This is a genomic window from Micromonospora sp. CNZ285 (assembly GCF_004637285.1).
In genome coordinates, this window is sequence record NZ_SPQD01000001.1 from 1,954,873 (window position 1) to 1,975,456 (window position 20,584).

17 protein-coding genes are annotated in these 20,584 nt (G+C 75.2%); 5 read left to right on the forward strand and 12 right to left on the reverse strand.

Translation table 11 applies throughout. The features are described 5' to 3' along the window. The first annotated feature begins 37 nt into the window (after positions 1 to 37). A complete protein-coding gene (locus CLT75_RS09040; protein ID WP_135240375.1) occupies positions 38 to 913 on the forward strand; it encodes a transglutaminase domain-containing protein in 876 nt (291 codons plus the stop codon). Positions 914 to 962: 49 nt separating this feature from the next. On the opposite strand, the gene CLT75_RS09045 is transcribed toward CLT75_RS09040, so the two are convergent. The 4 genes from CLT75_RS09045 to CLT75_RS09060 form a co-directional block, all read right to left on the reverse strand. Further along, positions 963 to 2,573 carry an asparagine synthase-related protein gene (locus CLT75_RS09045; protein WP_135240376.1) on the reverse strand — a complete coding sequence of 537 codons (1,611 nt, stop codon included), beginning with the start codon at positions 2,571 to 2,573 and terminating at the stop codon, positions 963 to 965. Positions 2,574 to 2,577: 4 nt separating this feature from the next. Continuing rightward, a complete protein-coding gene (locus CLT75_RS09050) occupies positions 2,578 to 3,534 on the reverse strand; it encodes a hypothetical protein (RefSeq protein WP_135240377.1) in 957 nt (318 codons plus the stop codon). A gap of 101 nt (positions 3,535 to 3,635) precedes the next feature. Then, complete coding sequence (locus CLT75_RS33090) at positions 3,636 to 5,432, reverse strand: cytochrome P450 (RefSeq protein ID WP_486485102.1); 1,797 nt, start codon at positions 5,430 to 5,432, stop codon at positions 3,636 to 3,638. 105 nt (positions 5,433 to 5,537) lie between these two features. After that, on the reverse strand, positions 5,538 to 6,281 hold the full coding sequence (locus CLT75_RS09060; RefSeq protein WP_135240378.1) for a winged helix-turn-helix domain-containing protein: 744 nt from the start codon (positions 6,279 to 6,281) through the stop codon (positions 5,538 to 5,540). Between the two features lie 125 nt (positions 6,282 to 6,406). Between CLT75_RS09060 and CLT75_RS09065 the strand changes: the two genes are divergently transcribed. Then, positions 6,407 to 8,602 carry a family 43 glycosylhydrolase gene (locus tag CLT75_RS09065; RefSeq protein WP_135240379.1) on the forward strand — a complete coding sequence of 732 codons (2,196 nt, stop codon included), beginning with the start codon at positions 6,407 to 6,409 and terminating at the stop codon, positions 8,600 to 8,602. A 38-nt stretch (positions 8,603 to 8,640) separates the two neighbouring features. Here the strand turns inward: CLT75_RS09065 and CLT75_RS09070 are convergent, their stop codons facing one another. From CLT75_RS09070 to CLT75_RS09080, 3 genes are read right to left on the reverse strand one after another with little or no spacing between them, the layout of a single operon-like run. After that, the gene (locus CLT75_RS09070; protein WP_135240380.1) at positions 8,641 to 9,174 is read right to left on the reverse strand and encodes a 2'-5' RNA ligase family protein; all 534 of its coding nucleotides are present in this window, start codon (positions 9,172 to 9,174) and stop codon (positions 8,641 to 8,643) included. Positions 9,175 to 9,218: 44 nt separating this feature from the next. Further along, positions 9,219 to 9,824 carry a response regulator transcription factor gene (locus CLT75_RS09075; protein ID WP_120569680.1) on the reverse strand — a complete coding sequence of 202 codons (606 nt, stop codon included), beginning with the start codon at positions 9,822 to 9,824 and terminating at the stop codon, positions 9,219 to 9,221. Next, positions 9,821 to 10,966 (reverse strand): histidine kinase, encoded by a 1,146-nt coding sequence (locus CLT75_RS09080; RefSeq protein ID WP_135240381.1) that lies wholly within the window; start codon positions 10,964 to 10,966, stop codon positions 9,821 to 9,823. Before CLT75_RS09080 ends, CLT75_RS09075 begins: the two co-directional genes overlap by 4 nt. A gap of 132 nt (positions 10,967 to 11,098) precedes the next feature. Here CLT75_RS09080 and CLT75_RS09085 point away from each other — a divergent pair, with 132 nt between their 5' ends. Together CLT75_RS09085 and CLT75_RS09090 are read left to right on the forward strand one after the other, a co-directional pair. Continuing rightward, positions 11,099 to 11,926, forward strand: coding sequence for a hypothetical protein (locus CLT75_RS09085; RefSeq protein ID WP_135240382.1), 828 nt, complete (start codon positions 11,099 to 11,101; stop codon positions 11,924 to 11,926). A gap of 118 nt (positions 11,927 to 12,044) precedes the next feature. After that, the gene (locus CLT75_RS09090) at positions 12,045 to 13,805 is read left to right on the forward strand and encodes a DEAD/DEAH box helicase (RefSeq protein WP_135240383.1); all 1,761 of its coding nucleotides are present in this window, start codon (positions 12,045 to 12,047) and stop codon (positions 13,803 to 13,805) included. A gap of 44 nt (positions 13,806 to 13,849) precedes the next feature. On the opposite strand, the gene CLT75_RS09095 is transcribed toward CLT75_RS09090, so the two are convergent. The 3 genes from CLT75_RS09095 to lon form a co-directional block, all read right to left on the reverse strand. Next, positions 13,850 to 14,314, reverse strand: a complete 465-nt coding sequence (locus CLT75_RS09095) for an SgcJ/EcaC family oxidoreductase (protein ID WP_135240384.1) — start codon at positions 14,312 to 14,314, stop codon at positions 13,850 to 13,852. 32 nt (positions 14,315 to 14,346) lie between these two features. Beyond that, on the reverse strand, positions 14,347 to 14,772 hold the full coding sequence (locus CLT75_RS09100; RefSeq protein ID WP_209310296.1) for a MarR family transcriptional regulator: 426 nt from the start codon (positions 14,770 to 14,772) through the stop codon (positions 14,347 to 14,349). Between the two features lie 241 nt (positions 14,773 to 15,013). Then, positions 15,014 to 17,335 carry an endopeptidase La gene (gene lon / locus CLT75_RS09105; protein ID WP_135240385.1) on the reverse strand — a complete coding sequence of 774 codons (2,322 nt, stop codon included), beginning with the start codon at positions 17,333 to 17,335 and terminating at the stop codon, positions 15,014 to 15,016. A 234-nt stretch (positions 17,336 to 17,569) separates the two neighbouring features. On the opposite strand from lon, the gene CLT75_RS09110 reads away from it, so the two are divergent. Beyond that, positions 17,570 to 17,917, forward strand: a complete 348-nt coding sequence (locus CLT75_RS09110) for a histone-like nucleoid-structuring protein Lsr2 (RefSeq protein WP_135243955.1) — start codon at positions 17,570 to 17,572, stop codon at positions 17,915 to 17,917. A 203-nt stretch (positions 17,918 to 18,120) separates the two neighbouring features. Here CLT75_RS09110 and CLT75_RS09115 read toward each other — a convergent pair whose 3' ends face one another. Continuing rightward, on the reverse strand, positions 18,121 to 19,416 hold the full coding sequence (locus CLT75_RS09115) for a hypothetical protein (RefSeq protein ID WP_167796894.1): 1,296 nt from the start codon (positions 19,414 to 19,416) through the stop codon (positions 18,121 to 18,123). Between the two features lie 254 nt (positions 19,417 to 19,670). Further along, the gene (locus tag CLT75_RS09120) at positions 19,671 to 20,537 is read right to left on the reverse strand and encodes a PDDEXK family nuclease (protein WP_135240386.1); all 867 of its coding nucleotides are present in this window, start codon (positions 20,535 to 20,537) and stop codon (positions 19,671 to 19,673) included. Positions 20,538 to 20,584: the final 47 nt, after the last annotated feature.

The window sequence follows — 20,584 nt, forward strand, 5'->3', positions numbered from 1 at the left end:
GCACCCGCGGACCGTATCCGGTGCCGACAATGGCCGGATGGATGTCGACGACTACCGGGCCCACTCCCCGTACAGCGATCCCCGTCACCACGCGGCGCTGCTCGACGCCGTGCCCGCCGACCTGCCTACCGTCGCGGCGACCGCCCGCAACGTGATCGTCCACTACCGCGCCGGCGGCGTGGAGCTGCCGGACGTCCGCCAGGCCGAGGTGAACCTGCGCTGGGTGGACCGCATCCTCGACACCGACCAGTCCCGGTTCCCGCTGCCGCTGACCGCCGAGCGCCCGGCCACCGAGCGGGTCGCCGGCTGCTGCCGGGACCACGCGCTGTTCGTCGTCGCGGCGCTGCGTCAGCACGGCGTACCGGCCCGCAGCCGGGTCGGCTTCGCCGGCTACTTCGTGCCCGGCTGGCACCACGACCACGTGCTCGCCGAGTGGTGGAACGGCGAGCGCTGGGTCTGGGCCGACCCGGAGCTGGACCCGGCCGGCGACTGGCCGTTCGACGGCTACGACATCGACCCGGAGGCGGGGCACTTCGAGTCGGCGGCCCGGGTGTGGCTGGCGTACCGGGCGGGCCGGATCGACCCGGACACCTACGGCGTGGACCCGTCGCTGCCGATCCGGGGCGACTGGCTCGTCCACGACTACGTGCTGCTGGAACTGGCCCACCGGCACAGGGACGAGGTGCTGCTCTGGGACGAGTTCGGGGCGATGACCGAGGACCTGACCGCCGCCGATCTTCCGCTCGTCGACGAGGTCGCCACGCTGCTGGTGGCCGCCGACCGCGGCGACGCCGCCGCCGGCCGGGAGCTGGCCCGGCGGTACGCCTCGGACGCACGGTTGCGTCCGTGGCCGACTGTGCACTGCGCCGACCCGGTCTCCGGCGTGACCGCCGACGTGGACCTGCGGCGCTGACCCGCACGGCGGGCCGCGCACCCGGCCGGCCGGACGAGGCCGCGCGGGCTCACCCGGGCAGGGGCGCCTCGTCGCCTCGGGTGCGGCGCGGGTTGACCAGCCGGCGGACCATCGGGGTGGCGTTCCAGCGGGCCGCGCCGACCAGGTCCCGGGCGTGTTCCAGCACCGTGTAGTCGGGCCGGGCGATGCCCTCGGCGATGGCCCGGTCGAGGTCGTTGCCGCAGCGGGTGAGCACACTGTCGAAGTCCCGGCGGACCGGTTCGAGCAGGTCGTAGCCGAAGGAGCGGTGCAGCCGGGCGAACAGCGGCTTGTAGAGGCGGGCCCGTTCGTGCAGCCCGGACGAGTACGACATCGGGTTCTTCGGCCGCTGCCGCACGTACTCGGGTAGCAGGTCGGCGAAGGCCCGCCGGACGATCCACTTCTCCTGCCCGTCGCGCAGTTTCACGTCCAGCGGCAGCCGCATGGCCAGCTCGACGACGCTCAGGTCGAGGAACGGCACCCGGGCCTCCACGCCGTGCGCCATGCTGGCCCGGTCCACCCGTTGCAGCTCGGTCCGGCACAGGTTGCGGATCTTGTGCAGGAACAGCCGGCGGGACCGCTCCGGCCCGACCCGGTGGTACATCGGGTACCCGCCGAACAACTCGTCGGAGCCGTCGCCGGTGAGCACCACCCGGACGCCCAGCTCGCGCAGCCGCCGGAAGATCGGCACCGAGACGACGGCGTTGATGATGTCGCCGTACTCGGTCAGCTCGGAGATCCGGATCGCCTCGCGGACGTCGGCGAGCCGGATGTCGCGCGGCCGCAGCTCGATCACCTCGTGCGGTACGCCGAGGTCGGCGGCGAGCCGCCGGGCGTACGCGACGTCCGGGCTCTCCGGCACGCCGATGGTGACCGCCACGCAGTCCGGGTGCAGTTCCCGGGCGTGCAGCAGCGCCAGCGAGCTGTCCAGGCCGCCGGAGAGCACCACGCCGACGGTGAGGTCGGTGTCCAGCCGGGCGCGCATCGCATCGGTGAGCGCGACGCGGACCAGCAGGGCCGCCTCGTCCGGGTCGTCGATCACCGGCAGGCCGTCGCCGAGGGTGAGCAGGTCCACGTGCGGGCCCAGCCGGACCGGGCGGCCGGGCTCGACCCAGCCGTGGTGCCCGGGCGCCACCTCGCCGATCGGCGCGCCGTGCCCGACCAGCGCCTTGACCTCGGAGGCGAGGTGCAGGCAGCCGGGCAGGCGGGACCAGTACAGCGGCTTGACGCCGAGCGGGTCGCGGGCCAGGTACGCCCGGCCGGTGTCGCGCTCGACGATGACGAACGCGTACTCGCCGCGCAGCCGCCGGACCGCGTTCTCGCCCCACTGGCGGAACGCGGCGAGCACCACCTCGGTGTCGCCCGCGGTCATGAACCGGTGCCCGAGCCGGGTCAGCTCGGCGCGCAGCTCGTGGTGGTTGAAGACCTCGCCGTTGAAGCAGAGCAGGTGCCGCTCGTCCGGTGACATCCACGGCTGCACGGATCGTTCCCGGTCCACGATCTTCAGCCGCCGCACGCCGGCGAGCAGGCCGTTCTCCTGCCGGGTCTCGGTGACCTCACCGCGCGGCGCGAGCGCGGCGAGCATCCGCCGGAACGTCGCCGGGTCCGCCTCGGGGCCGATGCTCAGCGCGATGCCGCACACCGGGTCACACCCCCATCTCGGCCTCGTACGCCCGCCGGTAGCGCCGGCGGACGGCCGGGCCGAGACACACGTGCCACGCCTGTCCCTCGTCGACCACGTTCACCTCGCCGGCGTCCTGGCGGGCCAGCAGCAGTCCGGCCAGCGCCGGGCGGGCGCCGAAGCGGTCGTACCACTCCAGTTCGACGTCGGCGGCCCAGCCGAGGCAGTGCCCGCTGGGCACCATCGCCGCGTACCCGAGGCGGCGCAGCCGGTACTGGTGCTCGGCGCTGCGGGCCAGGCTGGTCACCCAGAGCGGCGGTGTGCCGTCCGGCGCGATCGCGGTGAACTCGCGGGCGAGGTCGTTGAGGAACGCGATCATCTCGCGGCGGGCCCGGCGGAACAGCAGCCCGGCGGTACGCGGGGTGGCGTCCGGGCGCAGGCGCCGCCGGACCGCCCGCAGCCCGCGTCCCACCACTGTGGCGGGCTGTTCCTGGTAGCGGAACTCGAGCAGGCCGCGGCGGCGCAGCCATTCCAGGTCGACCAGTTCGGTGCTGGTGCGGACCTGGTCGTCGGTGAGGAACGTCGGGCTGTCCCGCCACCAGAGCACGTCGACGCGGGAGAGCAGGTAGATGCGGACCAGCGCGGTGAGGTCCTGCGCCGAGCTGCGCGCGTTGGGCTGGTAGCGGGCCATCTCCAGCAGCAGCGTCTCCCGGGCGCCGATCAGGCCCTGCGGCGTGGCGTCGAGGACGGCGGCGATGGCCGGTTCGCGCAGCCGCTGGTCGAGCAGCACCTGGCGGGCGGTGGTGGACGGCGCGTCGGCGAGCGCGCCCACCTCGACCAGGAGTTCCGCCACCGCCGCCCGGTACGCGGACAGGTCCGGCTCGGCGCCGGCGCGCCGGCCGCCGGGCACCCGCCGGGCGGGAGCGGTGGACGTGACGGCGGGACCGGGCTGGCGACCTGGGCTGCGGCTGGGCACTCGCATGGTCTCCGTCCCCTCTCGATCAGGACACGGCGTGATTGGGCCTGCACACACCGTAAAGACCGAGAAGGCGCGATTCCTCCCATCTCCCCCGAAGTGCCCGATCAGGTGGCGGACGGCGATACCAGTGCCTGCACCTCCTCGTATCCGGGTGGGGGCGGCAGGCCCGCGTCGCGCCCGGCGCCGATCGCGTCGGTCAGGTGCAGCGCCGCGCCGAGGGCGGTCCGGAACAGCAGCGAGCCGGTGCTGACCCGGGCCACGCCGAGCCGCCCGAGGGCGGCCAGGTCCGGGCCGCCCGGCCGGTACAGCACGTTCAGCGGCAACCCCACTTCGGTGGCGAGCGGGCCGACCAGGTCGTCCGGTGCGCCCGGCACGAACAGGCAGTCGGCCCCGGCGGCCCGGAACGCCGCCGCCCGTCGCCGCGCCTCGTCCAGCGGCGCCGGCACACCCAGCCACCAGGCGTCGGTGCGGGCGTTGACGACCATCCGCGGCACTGCCGCGCGGACCGCAGCGATCACGGCGGCGACGTGCTCCGCCGGGGCCAGTCGCCCGTCCGGGCGGCCGTCCTCCAGGTTCACGCCGACCACACCGAGCGCGGCCAGCTCGCCGACGTAGCGCGCCACCTCGGCCGGGTCGTCGTGGAAGCCGTCCTCGACGTCCACTGTCAGCAGCGTCGGCAGGCGCCGCAGCCGGTACGCCAGCTCCAGCGTCTCGGCGCGGGTCGCCCGGACGGCGTCCGGCCGCCCGGCGGCCGCCGCCACGCCCAGGCTGGTCGTGCCGATCGCCTGATGGCCCCGGGTGGCGAGCGCCGCGGCGGAGGCGTGGTCCCAGGCGTTCGGCAGGAGCAGCGGCTCGCCGGGCCGGTGCAGGTCACGGAATGCGCGGTACCTGTCGGTCATCGCGGGATCACCTCGAGTCAGGTTCGTCGGGACGTCAGGGGTCTGGACGGCAGGACGGCAGCGGCGGCGCAGCACGCCGACCACGCCGGTGGCCAGGGCGAGCGCGTGCCGCTGCCCCGGGCAGCCGCGGGGACCGGCGCCGAACGTCAGCGCGGCGTTCGCCCGGCCGGCGCGGAAGCGGTCCGGCTCCGGGAAGGCCGCCGGGTCGCGGTTGGCGGCGTCGAACCGCAGCAGCAGCCGCTCCCCCGCGCCCACCGGTTGGCCACCCAGGCTCAGCGGGTCGGCGGCGACCCGGCGGGTGACCCGCACCGGCGGATCGAGGCGCAGCACCTCGGCGAGCAGCGCGTCGGTGCCGAGCCCGTCCGGCGCGGCGCGCCCGTGCCGGACGGCGGCCACGACCAGCCCGGCGGTGGCGTCGGCGGCCTGCACCAGCAGCCCGAGCCGGTTCGCGGTCACTTCGGCCGGAGCGGGCGGCGACATGGCCAGCAGCGCCGCCACCGCCCGGTCCGCCCGGCGCACCGCCGCCGGACCGGCGCCCGGGTGGTAGGCGGCGGCCACCGCCGTCACCTCCGCGACGGCCGCCGCCGGGTCGGCCAGACCGAGCCGCTCCGCCAGCACCACGAGGGGTACGCGCCGAGCCAGGTCAGCTGTCAGGTCCACCCGGTCACCGCCGTTCTCGCCGGTCGCGGCGCGGTCGAGAATCTGCCCGGTCAGCCGTTCCGCGGCCACGCGCAGTTCCCGTGGGTCGAGCGCGTCGAGCGCCGCGACCCCGACGGCTCGCCGCGCGGGATGGCGGTCCGGCGGACTGAACCGGCTCACCGAGGCGCGCAGCCATGCCAGGCCGCCGTCCGGCCCTTCCTCGGCGGGCGGCACCACACAGCGGGGATCGGTCAGGACGGAGATGACGTCCGCGTACCGGGTGACCACCCAGCCGCCGTCGCCTGAGGTCGGCGGCCCGCAGGGCGGTGTGCCCGGAGCAGCCGTGATCGTCGGTGAATCCATCGCCCGACCGTAGAGCGCTGACAGTTCGGTCCGGACCGAACGATCCGGCCCGGCACCCCCGGCGGTCAGGCGCGGGCGGGACCGGCGCCGCGGAACACGGGCGGGTCAGGCGCGCGCCGGGCCGGTGTCGCGGGACGCGGGCGGGGCCAGCAGCGCCGGGTCGAGCCCGAGCGTCTCGGCCAGCGCGTCCCGCCCCGCCGGGGTGAGCCGTACCGCCCGGCCGGTGCCCCGCGCGGTCCAGCCGAGGTCGAGGAAGCGCCCGCACAGTGCCGCCCCCACCGCGCCGGCCAGGTGCGGACGCCGTTCGGTCCAGTCCAGGCAGTCGCGGACGAGCGGTCGCCGGGTGCCGCGCAGCGGTTCGACGGGTACGCCGAGACCAGCCAGCCAGGACATTCCGGTGCCGGTCAGCGCCAGGCCGCCGGAACGGTCGAGCACACCACGGTCGAGCAGGGCGTCGTGCAGGAGCACGCCGAGCCGCCCGGCCAGGTGGTCGTAGCAGGTACGGGCGTACGCGAGGGCGGCGCCGGCCGACGCGGCGCGCAACGTGCGGGGCGGGGTCGCCGGTGCGGGCGCCCGCGCGGCCAGGTCCTCGACGAGCTGGGCGACGCCCGGGTCGGCGAGGCGGACGTACCGGTGGCGGCCCTGCCGCTCCTCGACCAGCAGGCCGCCGGCGACCAGCCGGGTGAGGTGGTCGCTCGCGGTGGACGCGGCGACCCCGGCGGCGCGGGCCAGCTCCCCGGCGGTCCAGGCGCGGCCGTCGAGCAGGGCCAGGCAGAAGCCGGCCCGGGTGGGGTCGGCGAGCAGCGCGGCGAACCCGGCGAGTCCGCGGCCGTCGGCACCGGTGGTCATCGGCCCATGCTGACACGGGCACGGTTCGGGCCGCGCCGAACGGTCAGGGGGTTCTTTACAGCAGTCTCTCCAACGTTGTAGAAACGGTGGCACCGCACCTCCGTCTATCCCCGAGGGCAGGCCCGATGGGACACCTCCGCCGCGGTGGCGCGCTCGCCGCCGTACTCACGCTTCTGCTCGCCGGCGCGGCCCCCGCGTCCGCCGCCGGGCCCGACCGCTACCGCAACCCGGTCTCCGCCGGGTTCGCCGACACCTTCGCCGACCCGGTCGTGGTGCGCGGCGACGACGGACTCTGGTACGCCTTCGGCACCTCCGACCCGCTGCGCGAGGGCGAGGGACGGGCGCACCGGGTGCCGATCGCCCGTTCCGCCGACCTGGTCGACTGGACCTACGCCGGCGACGCGTTCGCCCCGGACCAGCGGCCCGCCTACGCCGCGCCCGGTGCCGCGTTCTGGGCGCCCGACGTGCGGCGGGTGGCGGGCCGGTGGGTGATGTACGTGACGGTCACCGACACCACCGTCTCGGACGACACGTTCGACACCGCGGTCGGCGCGGCCACCGCGCCGAGCCCGGCCGGCCCGTGGACGTTCGCCGACACGCCAGTGGTCGCGCCGCGCCCGGGCGCCGGCGGCGGTTACCTGTGGACGATCGACCCGAGCCAGCTCACCGGCGCCGACGGCCGCCACTGGCTCTACTACGGCAGCTACTACGGCGGCATCTCGGTCACCGAGCTGTCCCCGGACGGGCTGCGCGCGGTCGGCACGCCGACGCCGGTCGCGATCGACAACAAGTTCGAGGGCGCGTACGTGCTGCGCCGCGACGGCTGGTACTACCTGTTCGCGTCCACCGCGAACTGCTGCGCCGGCCCGGCCACCGGCTACTCCGTCCAGGTCGGCCGGTCCCGTGACCCGCGCGGCCCGTTCACCGCCCGGGACGGGCAGCGCCTCGACGTGTCCCGGGCCGGCGGCACGCCGGTGCTCACCCAGAACGGCAACCGCTGGATCGGCACCGGGCACAACGCGGTGCTCACCGACCTGTCCGGGCAGGACTGGATCGCCTACCACGCGATCGACCGCGCCGACCCGTACCTGGACGAGCCGTTCGGCGTCAACGAGCGGCCGATGCTGCTGGACCGCCTCGACTGGATCGACGGATGGCCCGCAGTGAACGCGGGCGCCGGTCCCTCCGACACCGCCCGGCCCGCGCCGGTCACCACCGGACCGGTCGACGCCCGCTTCGCCACCGCCGACCTGCGCGGCTGGCGGGCCGAGCACGGCCGCTGGCAGGCCGCCGGCGGGGTGCTGACCGGCAGCGGCACGCTCACCTCGCGTACCCGGATCGGCGGTGACCTGCGCGCGGAGACCGACCTGCGGCTGACCGGCGCGGCCACCGCCGGGCTGCGGCTGGGTGGCGTGGACGTCCGCGCCGGGCGCGGCCGGCTGAGCGCCGGCGCCGCGTCCACCGCGCTGCCCGCCGGCCTCGACCTGCGCGACCGGCACAACCTCGCGATCGAGGTACGTGGGCGGCAGCTCGTCGCCACGCTCGGCCCGTCCCGCCTCGGCGACCCGGTCGCCCAGGTGTCGGTGCGCCTGCCCCGCCCCGCGACGGGTGAGGCGTCGGTGCGCGCCGAGGGCGGCCCGGCCGAGTTCGACAACGTCAGCGCCGTCCGGCTGTACCGACCGGCGCGACACACCGTCCCCGGCCCCCGGGTCGGACCGGTGCTGCGCGGCTACTCCGACGAGTTCACCGGCAGGCTCGACCCGGCCTGGCAGTGGGTACGCCAGGACCCGGCCGCCACCGTGAGCGGCGGCGCGCTGCGCTGGCCGGTGCAGGACGCCGACCTGTCCGGCACCGGCAACACCGCCGGGGTGCTGCTGCGCGACGCGCCGGCCGGGAACTACGTCGCCGAGACGAAGGTGACGTTGGATCTGGGTGAGGACAGCGTGCGCAACTACCAGCAGGCGGGCCTGGTCGCGTACGTCGACGACGACCGGTTCGCCCGGCTGACCCAGGTGGCGATCTGGAACACCCGGCAGGTCGAGTACGGCTACGAGCTGCCCTTCGCCGGGCAACCCGTGTACGGCGGCAGCATCGTCGGCACCCCCGGCACCACCACCTGGCTACGGCTCGCCCACCGGGTCGATCCGGTGAACGGGGAGCACGAGTTCCGGGCCGGGTCCAGCCGTGACGGGAAGCACTGGACGTGGGGCGCGGTGTGGACGTTCCCGGCGGACACGACGCCCCGGATCGGGCTGGTGGCGCACGGCGGCGCGACGCCGGCGGTGACGGCGGAGTTCGACTACCTGCGCTTCCACCGCTGACGCTCGGGGCCGTCCCCTGTCGTGGGGGCGGCCCCGGCTCAGCCGCCGGAACGGGGGCAGGCGGTGGTCAGCTCGCTGATGGTGCGGGTGTCGCCGTCGTAGCTGCGCGCCGCCACGAACGCCCCGGCCGGCGGGTGTGCCCCGGCGACCGCCCGGGCTCGGCGCCGGTCCGCCGCGCCGAACCGCAGCGCCAGGCTCAGGTGCGGCACCCACCGGCCGGGCTGATGCCACGAGTGCCCGCCGGACGCCTCGGCGAGCACGTCCCAGACCGCGCCGTGCAGCGCGACGAGCTGCGGTGTCGGCCGGACCAGCCACACCAGTGGCGCGCTGCCGTCGAGCACCGCCACCCGGCCCAGCCGCACCGGCAGCGGCAGCGCCGCGTCGCAGAGGTCGGCCAGGCGCTGCTCGGCGCCGGGCGGGAACTCCTCCACCGAGGCGAGCGTCAGGTGCGGCCGGTTCGTCGGGTGCGTGTTGCGGGCCAGGCTGGGCAGCCCGGCGGCGGCGAGCCGGTCCCAGGCAGCGCGAACCGCCGCTTCCAGTTCGGGAGAGCAGAGCAGTTCGACCGTCCGCACGTGATCAGGCTAGTCGCCGGCGACCGCCCGCGACGCCCCGTACGTCAGAGCCAGCCGGCCTCCCGCGCCCGCCGTACCGCCTCCGCCCGGTCGGCGGCGCCGAGCTTCTGCACACAGGCGCTGAGGTGGTTGCGGACCGTTCCGGCGGCCAGGTGGGTGCGCCGGGCGATCACCGCGACCGGCGTACCCAGCTCGGCCAGCCGCAGCGTCTCCAGCTCACGCGGTGTCAGCGGGCACTCCGGCAGGGTGAGCGCGTCGGCCGCGAGCGCGGGATCGACGTAGCGGGCGCCGGAGTGCACCCGGCGGATCACGTCCGCCAGCGCGCCGCCGGGGGCGCCCTTGGCGAGGAACCCGCGTACCCCGGCGGTGAGCGCCGGCCGGAGCTGGGCGGGCCGGCCGTGTCCGGTGAGGATCACCGGGGCGCAGCCGGGCAGCGCCCGGGTCAGCTCGGCGGCGACCTCGACGCCGCCGGGCGGCGGCATCTCCAGGTCGAGCACGGCGACGTCCGGGCGGTGGGCCAGCGCCGCGTCCAGGGCGCTGCGCCCGTCGTGGGCGTGCGCGACCACCTCGATGTCCGGTTCCAGGTCGAGCAGGGCGGCCAGGGCGAGCCGGATCAGCTCCTCGTCGTCGGCCAGCAGCACCCGGATCACGGCGTCACCGGCACTGTCGCCACCAGGCTGAACACGCCGTCGGCGGCCTCGGCCCGGACCCGTCCGCCGGCCGGTGCGAGCCGGTCGGCCAGGCCGCGCAGGCCGCCGCTGAGCCGGTCCGGTCCGCCGTCGTCGCGGACGCCGTCGTTGCGTACGGTCAGCGTCACCACGCCGCCCTCCCGGGTGATCTCGATCCGGCACCAGCCGGCCCGGCTGTGCCGCAGCACGTTGGTTCCGGCCTCGCGCAGCACGGCGGCCAGGTCGGCGGCGACCGGCGCGGGCACCTCAGCGGCGGGCGGGACCACTGTCGTGCGGACGCCGCTGGAGCGCAGCACCTCCCCCACCGCGGCGGCCTGCTCGGCCAGGTCGACCGCGCGGTAGCCGTGCACCGCCGCCCGGACCCGGGTCAGCGCCGAGCCGGCCAGCCGCCGCGCCTCGGCCGCCTCCCGGGCGGCCCGGCCGGCGTCGCGCGGCGCCAGCCGCTCCGCCAGCTCGGCCTTGAGCGCGATCACCGTGAGGTCGTGGCCGAGCAGATCGTGTACGTCCCGGGCGAAGCGCAACCGTTCCTCGGCCGCGGCGAGCCGCGCCTGGGCGGCCTGCCCCTGCCGGGCCTCGACGAGCAGGTCCCAGAACCAGACCTGCACCCAGGTGAGCGCGGCGATGCCGGCTCCCACCGCGCCGGTGACCAGCAGCGCCGTGGGCACCGGCCCGCCCGTCGACCAGGTGACGGCGGCGGACACCGCGAGGACGCCGGCCGCCGCCACCGCCGCGACGACGGGCCGGAACAGCAGCGGCATCATGCCGACCAGGGACGCGCCCAGCCACGCCCAGGTGGGCCAGGAGCCGGCCGCGACCGGGCCGAGCAGCGGCAGGCTGAGCAGCGCCGCCACGGTCAGCGCCGCGTGCCGGCGGCGACGGGCCGGTACGGGCAGCCACGGCGTGACGGCGGCGTGCAGCACCGCGATCTGGGCCGCGGTGAACGCGAGCAGCCCGGCGGCGCCGAGCGCGACGCGTACCGGGTCGGGTTCGCGGGTCAGGCCGACCACGGGCAGCAGCACGGTGGTCCACACGTTGGTGGCCAGCGACAGCAGGGTGACCCGCCGGGCCCGGCGCAGCCGGTGGTCGGCGGAATCGACTGTCATGCCCGCCGATCCTAGGGCGTGCGCCGGCCCGCCCGCCCCTGCGAGATGTCACGGCCGGATCGTGCGTTCCGCACGGTTTCCCGGTGACTGATGCGCCTTCTCCGGTGCGCCCGGCGGCGGCAGGGTCGGGGCATGACGGAGATGACTGTGGTCGTACCCCGGCGGTGGGCCGGGTGGGCGCGGACCCGGCACCTGGCCGGGATGGTGGTGGCGATGGTGGCCGGGATGGTGCTGCTCGGGCCGCTGTGGCAGGTGGGCGGGCGGCTGCTGGGCGGCACGGCGGTACTGGCGCGGCCGGACGTGGGCGCGCTGGTGATGGCGACGAACATGGCGGCGGGCATGGCCGCGTGGATGTGGTACCGGGGGGACGGCCGGGCCGCCACCGCGGAGATGTCGGCGGCCATGTACGTGCCGTTCCTGCTGCTGCTCCCGCCCTGGTGGGCCGGGTGGGTCGGGGACGACATGCTGCTGCTCGGCGGTCACCTGCTGATGGTCCCGGCGATGCTGCTGGTGGCGCTGCGGCACCGGCACACGCCCGCGGCGCCGCCGCGCCGGCACCCGGTCGCCGCGGCGGTGGCGCGGGGGTGGCCGGCCGGGCTGGGGCTGCTCATGACCGTGGACATGTGGTTCGCGCCGACCGTCTTCGCGCCCTGGACGCTGCTGGTCCTGCCGGCCGGCTACCTGCTGATCGGCACCTGGCGGCGGCAGTGGGGCGACCGGCGCGCGCTGGCCGCGCAGCTCGCCGGGGCGGCCGTGTGGGGCGGCCTGGCGGTCGTGGCGATGATCGCGTCCGCCGACGTCGCCGGGGTGCTCGTCGGGGTGGGCTGGCTCGTCCACGCGGCCTGGGACGCCTGGTACCACCGCACCGGCGCGGTGGTGCCGCGCGGGTACGCGCTGTGGTGCGCGGTGTTCGACGTCGGGGTGGGCCTGACCACGCTGCTGGCCGTCCTGTCCCGGTGATCCGGCGGGGGCACGGGGCCGCGCCGGATCACCCGGAGGGGACGGCACAGGGGTGGCGCGGCGAACGTTTGCCCCGGTCGCCGCGACCCCCGCGCGGCGGTGATGAAAAACTTGTCGCATGACCGCCGCACCGACCCCGACCGACCCCGCCGTTCCCGACGACGCCGAGGACGCCTTCGCCTTCGCCGATCTCGGGCTACGCACCGAGTTGCTGGGCGCGCTGTCCGCGCTCGGGTACGAGGAACCGACGCCGATCCAGCGGGAGGCCATCCCTCCGTTGCTGGCCGGGCAGGACCTGCTGGGTCAGGCGGCGACCGGTACGGGCAAGACCGCCGCGTTCGCGCTGCCGCTGTTGCAGCGGATGCCGGTCGGCCGGGCCGAGGGCGACCCGGTGTCGCTGGTGCTCGTGCCGACCCGGGAGCTGGCCGTTCAGGTCTCCGAGGCGTTCCACCGCTACGGCAAGGACCTGGGCGCCCGGGTGCTGCCGATCTACGGCGGGCAGCCGATCGGCCGGCAGTTGCGCGCGCTCGACCACGGGGTGGACGTGGTGGTGGCGACGCCGGGCCGGGCGCTGGACCACATCGCCCGGGGCACGCTGCGGCTCGGCGCGCTGAGCACGGTGGTGCTGGACGAGGCGGACGAGATGCTCGACATGGGCTTCGCCGAGGACATCGAGGCGATCCTGGAGCACGCCCCGGCCGGCCGGCAGACGGTGCTGTTCTCGGCCACCATGCCGGCCCGCATCGACGGGCTGGCCCGCCAGCACCTGACCGATCCGGTCCGCATCCGCATCGAGCGGGAGCGGCCGGTCGCCGGGGAGGCGCCCCGGGTGCGGCAGAGCGCGTACATCGTGGCCCGGGGGCACAAGCCGGCCGCGCTGGGCCGGGTGCTGGACGTGGAGTCGCCGACCGCGGCGATCGTGTTCTGCCGCAGCCGCGAGGAGGTGGACCGGCTCACCGAGACGATGAACGGCCGGGGCTACCGGGCCGAGGCGCTGCACGGCGGGATGAGCCAGGAGCAGCGGGACCGGGTGATGGGCCGGCTGCGCGCGGGCACGGCGGACCTGCTGGTCGCCACCGACGTGGCCGCCCGCGGGCTGGACGTCGAGCAGCTCACCCACGTGGTCAACTACGACGTCCCGTCGGCCCCGGAGTCGTACGTGCACCGGATCGGGCGGGTCGGCCGGGCCGGGCGGGAAGGCGTGGCGATCACGCTCGCCGAGCCGCGTGAGCACCGGATGCTCAAGACCATCGAGCGGGTCACCGGGCAGCGGATCGCCATCGACAAGATCCCCACTGTGGCGGACATGCGGACCCGGCGGCTGGAGCTGACCCAGGGCGCGCTGCGGGAGAGCCTGCTGGAGGACGACCTCGACCCGTACCGGGCGATCGTGGAGTCGCTGACCGACGAGTTCGACCTGGTCGAGGTGGCGCTGGCGGCGGTGAAGCTGGCGCACGAGGCGACGTCGCCGGGCTCGGACGACGAGGAGGAGATCCCGCAGGTCCCGGTCCGCGGTCCGCGCGAGGGCCGGCCGGAGACCGGCGGGCGGGGCGAGCGGCGGGGCCCGGGACGCCCGCGTACCGGCGGGGCGACGCAGGTCTTCATCGGGCTGGGCCGCCGGGCCGGGGTACGGCCGCAGGACCTGGTGGGCGCGATCACCGGGGAGACCCGGGTCAGTGGCCGGGACATCGGCTCGATCGAGATCGCCGACCGGTTCTCCCTGGTGGAGGTGCCGCAGGGGGTGGCCGATGAGGTGATCGCCGCGCTGCGGGGCACCACCATCAAGGGGCGCAAGGCGACGGTGCGCCGGGACCGCGACGGCGGCGAGTCCGACGGCCGGGAGCGTCCCTTCGACGCCGGCCGCCGCGGCCGCCGCTGAGGCGTCCACCGCCGGCGGGTGCTCACCACCGCCGGCGGTGACGGTCACCGGCCGTCCTCACCCGCCATGCGGCTCGTCAGCCGCCCGATGACGGTACGCGACCACGGGCGGTACCTGGTGTTCTGGAACGCGGTCACGAGCCAGTCGTCCCCCTGGTGGACGAGGACGAACGTGACCGCCGAGAGCCGCTTCGCCGACGGCTCGGTACGGCCGCGCTGCCAGCGCATGATGATCCCGCCCAGCGCCCACACCACGGCGACGTCGGTGGCGACGTGCCGGATGCGCGGCTCTCGGACGGTCATGCGCGAGCCGCGCATGACGCCCGCGAACAGCGCCCGGTGACCGTCGGCGATCGCGCGCCGGCCCGCCATCCGGGTGCCGTCGAAGGCCGTGTAGTCCGCGTCCTCGCTGAAGAGGGCCGCGTACCGGTCCGGATCCCCCTCGCCCCACGCGTCGCCGAGCCGGGACAGGGTGCGGCGGACGCCGGCGCCCGCAGATTGATTCAGCATGCTAAACATTTTAGCTCGCTGAAATGTTTTTGTCAGGCCCTGTCGCCGGAGGGGGCGGAGACACGGGCAGTCTGCTCCTGGAGGATGACCACCACGTTGCTGACGAAGTGCTCGACGGTGGCGAGCTGCGCCTCGGTGTACCCGCGCGTCAGCTCCCTGATCGCCGCACCCAGGGGCGCGAAGACCGGGCCCATCTCGGCGTCGAGCCGCTCCACGTCGGCGACGACGAACGTCTTGCGCCGGTCCGTCGCGTCCGGGCTGCGCCGTGCGTACCCGGCGCGGGACAGCCGGTCCACCAGCCCGGTGACCGCGCCCGGCGTGAGCCCGAGCTGACGGGCGAGATCACCGGAGGTGAGCGGGCCACGCCGGGCCAGCAGGTCGAGCGCCTTGTTCTCCGTGGCCGTGAGGCCACGCCGGGCGGCCACCGCCTCGTGGAACATCACCACAGCGGTGCTCAACTCCCGGCCCAGAAGATCGCCGAGGTCCGAGGTTCCGCTTCCCGGCGGATCCCCGTCAGTTGCTCTGCGCGCCACCTGACCAGCCCTCTCCGTGCGGCGTCCGTCGGTCCTGGCCGCACGCCGGCCAGTATGCCGGGCCGGGCGGCGCTGCCGGCGCTCCGGCCGACCGGGATGCCGGACGGACCATTCCCGCCGCGCCGCGGGAGCGGGGGTCCGGCTACCACCGGACCCCCGCTCCCACTCAGGCCGCGGCGAGCGCCCCCGCCTCGATCTCGGCCGGTCGCAGCGCCAGCGCGAGCACGTCCGCCACGTCGGACAGGGTGTGCACGGTCAGCGCCTCCCGCACCTCGGCCGGCAGGTCGTCCAGATCCGGCTCGTTGCGCTTCGGGATGATCACCTCGGTGAGACCGGCCCGGTGCGCGGCGAGCAGCTTCTGCTTCACCCCGCCGATCGGCAGCACCCGGCCGGAGAGCGTCACCTCGCCGGTCATCCCGAACTCGGGCCGCACCGGCCGCCCGGTGACCAGGGACGCCAGCGCGGTCACCATGGTGATGCCGGCGCTCGGGCCGTCCTTCGGTACCGCGCCCGCCGGGACGTGCAGGTGGATCCGCCGCCCGGCCAGCGCGTTCGGGTCCAGCCCGTAGCGCCGTCCGTTCGACCGCAGGTACGACCACGCGATGTGCGCGGACTCCTTCATCACGTCGCCGAGCTGACCGGTCAGCGTCAGTCCCGGCTCACCCTCCATCGTGGTGGCCTCGATGAACAGCACGTCGCCACCGGCGCCGGTGACGGCCAGGCCGGTCGCCACGCCGGGCACGGCGGTGCGTTCGGCCGACTCCGGGGTGAACTTCGGCCGGCCCAGGTAGCGGGCCAGGTTCCCGGCGTCCACGTGCACCGGCGCGGCGTCCGTGGCCAGCGCGACGGCCACCTTGCGCAGGATCTTCGCCAGGGCCCGTTCGAGCTGCCGGACGCCCGCCTCCCGGGTGTACTCGCCCGCGATCAGTGCCAGCGCCTCGTCGGCGACTGTCACCTCCTCGCCGGTCAGCCCGGCCCGCTCCCGCTGCCGGGGCAGCAGGTGGTCCCGGGCGATGGCGACCTTCTCGTCCTCGGTGTAGCCGTCCAGCGCGACCAGCTCCATCCGGTCCAGCAGCGGGCCGGGGATCGCCTCCACCACGTTGGCGGTGGCGAGGAACAGCACGTCGGACAGGTCGAGGTCGACCTCCAGGTAGTGGTCGCGGAACGTGTGGTTCTGCGCCGGGTCGAGCACCTCCAGCAGGGCCGCCGCCGGGTCGCCGGAGTAGCCGGCGGCCAGCTTGTCGACCTCGTCGAGCAGCACGACCGGGTTCATCGAGCCGGCCTCGCGCAGCGCCCGCACGATCCGGCCGGGCAGCGCGCCGACGTAGGTGCGCCGGTGGCCGCGGATCTCCGCCTCGTCCCGGACACCGCCGAGGGAGACGCGGACGAAGTTGCGGCCCAGCGCCCGGGCGACCGACTCGCCGAGGCTGGTCTTGCCGACACCGGGCGGGCCGGCCAGGGCCAGCACCGCGCCGGAGCCGCGTCCGCCGACGACGCCGAGGTTGCGCTCCGCGCGCCGGTTGCGCACCGCGAGGTACTCCAGGATGCGGTCCTTCACGTCGGCCAGGCCGGCGTGGTCGGCGTCGAGCACGGCCCGGGCCGCGGCCAGGTCGTTGTTGTCCTGGGTACGCGTGCTCCACGGCATCTCCAGGACGGTGTCCAGCCAGGTACGGATCCAGCCCGCCTCGGGTGAGGCGTCGCTGGCCCGCTCCAGCTTGCCGACCTCGCGCAGCGCCGCTTCGCGGACCTTGTCCGGCAGGTCGGCGGACTCCACCCGGGAGCGGTAGTCGGCGGAGCCGTCCGGCTCGTCCTCGCCGAGTTCCTTGCGGATCGCGGCGAGTTGCTGGCGGAGCAGGAACTCCCGCTGGGACTTCTCCAGCCCCTCGCGGACGTCGCTGTTGATCTGCTCGGTGACCTCCTGCTCGGCCAGGTGTTCCTTCACCCAGCCGACGAGCAGTTCCAGCCGGGCGGTGACGTCCGGCGCGGCGAGCAGTTCGGTCTTCTGGGTCAGGCTGAGCCAGGGCGCGTAGCCGGCCGAGTCGGCCAGCTCGGACAGGTCGGTCATCCGCTCCATCGCGTCGATCACCTGCCAGGCGCCGCGCTGTTGCAGCACCGAGGTCATGAGCGCGCGGTACTCGCGGGCGAGTTCCCGGGCGCGGCCCGCCGGTGCGGGTTCGTCGAGTGTGGTCGCCTCCACCCAGAGCGCGGCGCCGGGACCGGGCACGCCGGAGCCGATGCGGGCGCGGGTGAGACCGCGGACGACCGCCGCCGGTTCGCCGCTGGGCAGCCGGCCCACCTTCTCGATCGTGGCGACCACGCCGACGGAGCCGTACTCGCCGTCGATGCGGGGTACGGCCAGGAGTTCCTTGTCGCCGGTGGCGCGGGCCGCGTCGACGGCGGCCTGGGTGGTCGGGTCGAGGGTCACCGGGATGACCATCCCGGGCAGCAGGACGGCGTCGGTCAGTGGGAGTACCGGAAGAGTTGCCATCGAACACCTGCCATCACGTTGGTTGAGCGTGTCTGGCTCAAGTAACAAAACGTGCCCCTTGTTCCGGGTTGTGACCCACGCCACGCCGAGCACCCCCGTTCCGGCGCTCCGCGCCCAATGGCGGCACCGTTTACCGCGACCCGCCGAATGGAAACAGTCGGCTATTGTTGCGGGATTACCGCGCGGTAGGTCAAACTCTTAGCCACACCCCGCCCGACACAGGGAGTAATGGCGATGGCAAGGAAAGTAATCACCGTTCTGACCGACGACCTCGACGGCGGAAAGGCCGATCGGACCGTCGAGTTCAGCCTGGACGGCGTGGCGTACACGATCGACGTCTCCGACGAGAACGCGGGCGTCCTGCGCAAGGCCCTGGATCCGTACATCAGCGCTGGCAGGCGAATCGGCCGGGGAGCGGCCGAGGTCACCCGCGGCGCCCGTCGCGCGACCCGGCCGAGCACCTCCGGAATGGACCGCGAGCAGAACCGCGCCATCCGGGAATGGGCCGCCAAGAACGGGTTCGAGATTTCCGAGCGCGGGCGCATCCCGGTGTCGGTGGTCGAGGCGTACAAGAACCGCTGACCGTCACCGGTTCACCGTCGGGCATCCCGGGGTCACGCTGAGAAATCGGCGTGGCCCCGATCGGCATTCTCCGCCCGGCGCTTTTCGTCCGGCGGATACCCACGGCACGAGATTTCCTCCGGGATCGCCTCCCACCGTTCCGTACGCGGAAAGGCCGCGGCCGCCCGGAGGAGTCCCCCGGACGGCCGCGGCCGTCGCGTCGCTCAGTTGACCCGGATGCGCACCACGTCGATGGCGGGGGTCTGGTTCGCCCGCTCCATCATCGGGATGCGGTGCGAGCCGTCACCGGCCCAGACCGCGCACTGCGCCACGCCCGACTGCGCCAGGCCCGGGATCTGGATCAGCACGTCGTCCGGCTGGTTGCCACCCCGGCCGTCCTCGGTGGCGACGAAGAACGCCGGCACGTCCTGCGGGTTCGGGGGCTGCCGGGTGCTGCCGAGCATCCGGCAGGCGGTGTGGAAGTGACCGCGTACCAGGCCCTGGCCGTTGAGCAGCGAGCTCTCCAGGTAGTAGCCGCCCTGACCGGCGGCGAGGAAGCGGTCCCGCACCAGGTTCTTGGTGGTGACCCGGAGCGTGAACGGCTGGTTGCGCCGCACCTGGTTCGGGAACTGCGTGATCAGCAGCGACGGGTTGTTCGCCGCGGCGCCCACCTCACCGAACGCGGTGCTCACGCACCGGTTGCCGTTCTGGAAGCCGTCGTGCGCCTGGAGCTGGCTGCCGGAGCAGTCCTTCGCGAGCACGTTCAGGCCGTTGCCGCCGCCGTTGTTCTGGCCACCGCCGTTGTTGTTCCCGCCGCCGTTGTTGCCGCCGTTGTTCCCGCCGGTCTGGCCGCCGTTGTTCCCGCCGTTCTGGCCCCCGTTGTTCCCGCCGTTCTGACCGCCGTCGCGGGGGGTGTCGGTCACCGCGCACTGGGCGAGCTGGTCCAGGCCCTGCGGGCGCTGGGCGACCCGGCCGATGGCGGTGGCGATCCGGTTGAGCGCCGCGGTCCGCTTGTCCGCGAGCGGACGCAGGATCGCGTTGTTGATGAACTCGCCGCCGTTGCGGCCCTCCGCCGCGAGCCGCCGGTTCGCCTCGGCGATCTGGGACTCCAGCAGCGCCAGGGTGCGGTCCACCTCGGCGCGGGCCCGGTCGGGCACCTGCGGCAGCCGGCCGCGGACGTCCGGGCAGGCCACGGTCGGGGTGCCGGCGCCCGCGCCGCCCGCGTTGGTCTGCTGGCACTCGGCCGGTGACATCTGGCCGTCGCCCCAGTGGTTGCGGACCCAGCGGCCGTTCTGCCAGGTACGGGTGGTGCTGCCCTGACCGTCCGGGGCGGTCGCCCCCGGGCTCGCGGGCACGCAGGACGCCGACGCGGCGCGGGTGGTCGTCCGCCGGTCCTGGGCGGACGAGATCTGGGTGACGGCGACGATGCCGCCGAAGACCGCGAGCGTGCCGACAACCGCCAGCAACCGCTTGCTCCGCGCGTTACCGGATGACCGGCGCGCCCGTGTGGACCTGCGCATCGAATTGCTCTCCTTCTCGATCCGGTAGTTGACTGGTGATCCCGGCGGACCGATGAATTCGGGGTGTGAGATCACTGCGACGCTCGGTCGCACGTCAATGGCCGACGATGCCCTTTCCGCACCGTCTCCGCGCCGTCCGGGCGCGGCGGGGAAGATCTGCGTCCATTCCCGATGAGGTACGGAGCGCCGTCGGCGAAGGTTCAACCGGAGATCGGAAAAAATCGAAAGTCGCCGTCCGCGCCGGCGAGGACGGTTCAGTCGGCGCAGAGGTGGTCGAAGGCGAACCCGCCGTCGAAGGAGTCCCGCCGGGCGGCGAGCGCGCGTACCCGCCGGAGGAGCTCGTCACGGTCCAGCAGGGACGGCGCGGCGCCGTCGAGGTCACGCAGCCGCTCCCCCAGCGCCACCACGGCCAGGTCCTCGGCGAGCCGCCCCGGTTCGACGCCGCAGGCGAAGCCGCGCGAGGTCAGCCGGACCCGCTCCAGCAGGCAGCGGCCCGGCCGCACCTCGGCCCAGGCCCAGCCCTCCGCCGGCCCGTCGGTCCAGCGCACGTGCAGACCGCGCAGGATCGGGTCGGCGATCCGGCCCGCCACGTACGCCTCGACCGCCTCGACCCGGGCCAGCGCGCCGAGGTCGTTCACCGGTCCACGCCGGCCGTCCGGCAGCCGGCCGATGATGTCCCGGAACCCGACCGCGTCGCCGGCGTCCGGGTCGGTGCCGTCGGCGTAGGCCCGCGCGTCCAGCACGTACTCGGCGAACCGGCGGACCTGCTCCGCGCCGCCCAGCGCCGGCGACTCGACGCGCACCAGCGGCAGGCCGACGGCGGCGCAGACCGCGTCGGTGAGCCGTTCCTCCCGCCGGGCCGGCGACCCGTCCGGGGCGGGCGTGGTGAACCGCACCGCGAAGCGCGGCAGCCCGGTGTCGGCGGCGCAGACCACCAGGTCGAGCGACGCCCGCCCGGCGGTGCTCCACTGACTGCCGGTGACCCCCGGCGGGCGACCCTGCACCAGGTCACCGAGCCGTCGGCCGGCGTGGCCGACGTGGCCGGCCCGGACCAGGGACGGCGCGACGCCGGGCGGGACCGGCCGCAGCCAGGAGGCGGTCACGCTGCCTGTGCTCGTCATCTCGCCCCGATCCCCCTCGTCCGGTCGACGCCCGAGTGTAGGCGGTG

Excerpts from the sequence above, each read along its gene's own strand:
- CLT75_RS09090 (WP_135240383.1), top strand. The coding sequence starts at position 12,045 with ATGACCGCCGCACCGACCCCGACCGACCCCGCCGTTCCCGACGACGCC.
- CLT75_RS09080 (WP_135240381.1), bottom strand. The coding sequence starts at position 10,966 with ATGACAGTCGATTCCGCCGACCACCGGCTGCGCCGGGCCCGGCGGGTC.
- CLT75_RS09085 (WP_135240382.1), top strand. The coding sequence starts at position 11,099 with ATGACGGAGATGACTGTGGTCGTACCCCGGCGGTGGGCCGGGTGGGCG.
- CLT75_RS09065 (WP_135240379.1), top strand. The coding sequence starts at position 6,407 with ATGGGACACCTCCGCCGCGGTGGCGCGCTCGCCGCCGTACTCACGCTT.
- CLT75_RS09095 (WP_135240384.1), bottom strand. The coding sequence starts at position 14,314 with ATGCTGAATCAATCTGCGGGCGCCGGCGTCCGCCGCACCCTGTCCCGG.
- CLT75_RS09050 (WP_135240377.1), bottom strand. The coding sequence starts at position 3,534 with ATGCGAGTGCCCAGCCGCAGCCCAGGTCGCCAGCCCGGTCCCGCCGTC.
- CLT75_RS09060 (WP_135240378.1), bottom strand. The coding sequence starts at position 6,281 with ATGACCACCGGTGCCGACGGCCGCGGACTCGCCGGGTTCGCCGCGCTG.
- lon (WP_135240385.1), bottom strand. The coding sequence starts at position 17,335 with ATGGCAACTCTTCCGGTACTCCCACTGACCGACGCCGTCCTGCTGCCC.
- CLT75_RS09040 (WP_135240375.1), top strand. The coding sequence starts at position 38 with ATGGATGTCGACGACTACCGGGCCCACTCCCCGTACAGCGATCCCCGT.
- CLT75_RS09120 (WP_135240386.1), bottom strand. The coding sequence starts at position 20,537 with ATGACGAGCACAGGCAGCGTGACCGCCTCCTGGCTGCGGCCGGTCCCG.
- CLT75_RS09115 (WP_167796894.1), bottom strand. The coding sequence starts at position 19,416 with ATGCGCAGGTCCACACGGGCGCGCCGGTCATCCGGTAACGCGCGGAGC.
- CLT75_RS33090 (WP_486485102.1), bottom strand. The coding sequence starts at position 5,432 with ATGGATTCACCGACGATCACGGCTGCTCCGGGCACACCGCCCTGCGGG.
- CLT75_RS09110 (WP_135243955.1), top strand. The coding sequence starts at position 17,570 with ATGGCAAGGAAAGTAATCACCGTTCTGACCGACGACCTCGACGGCGGA.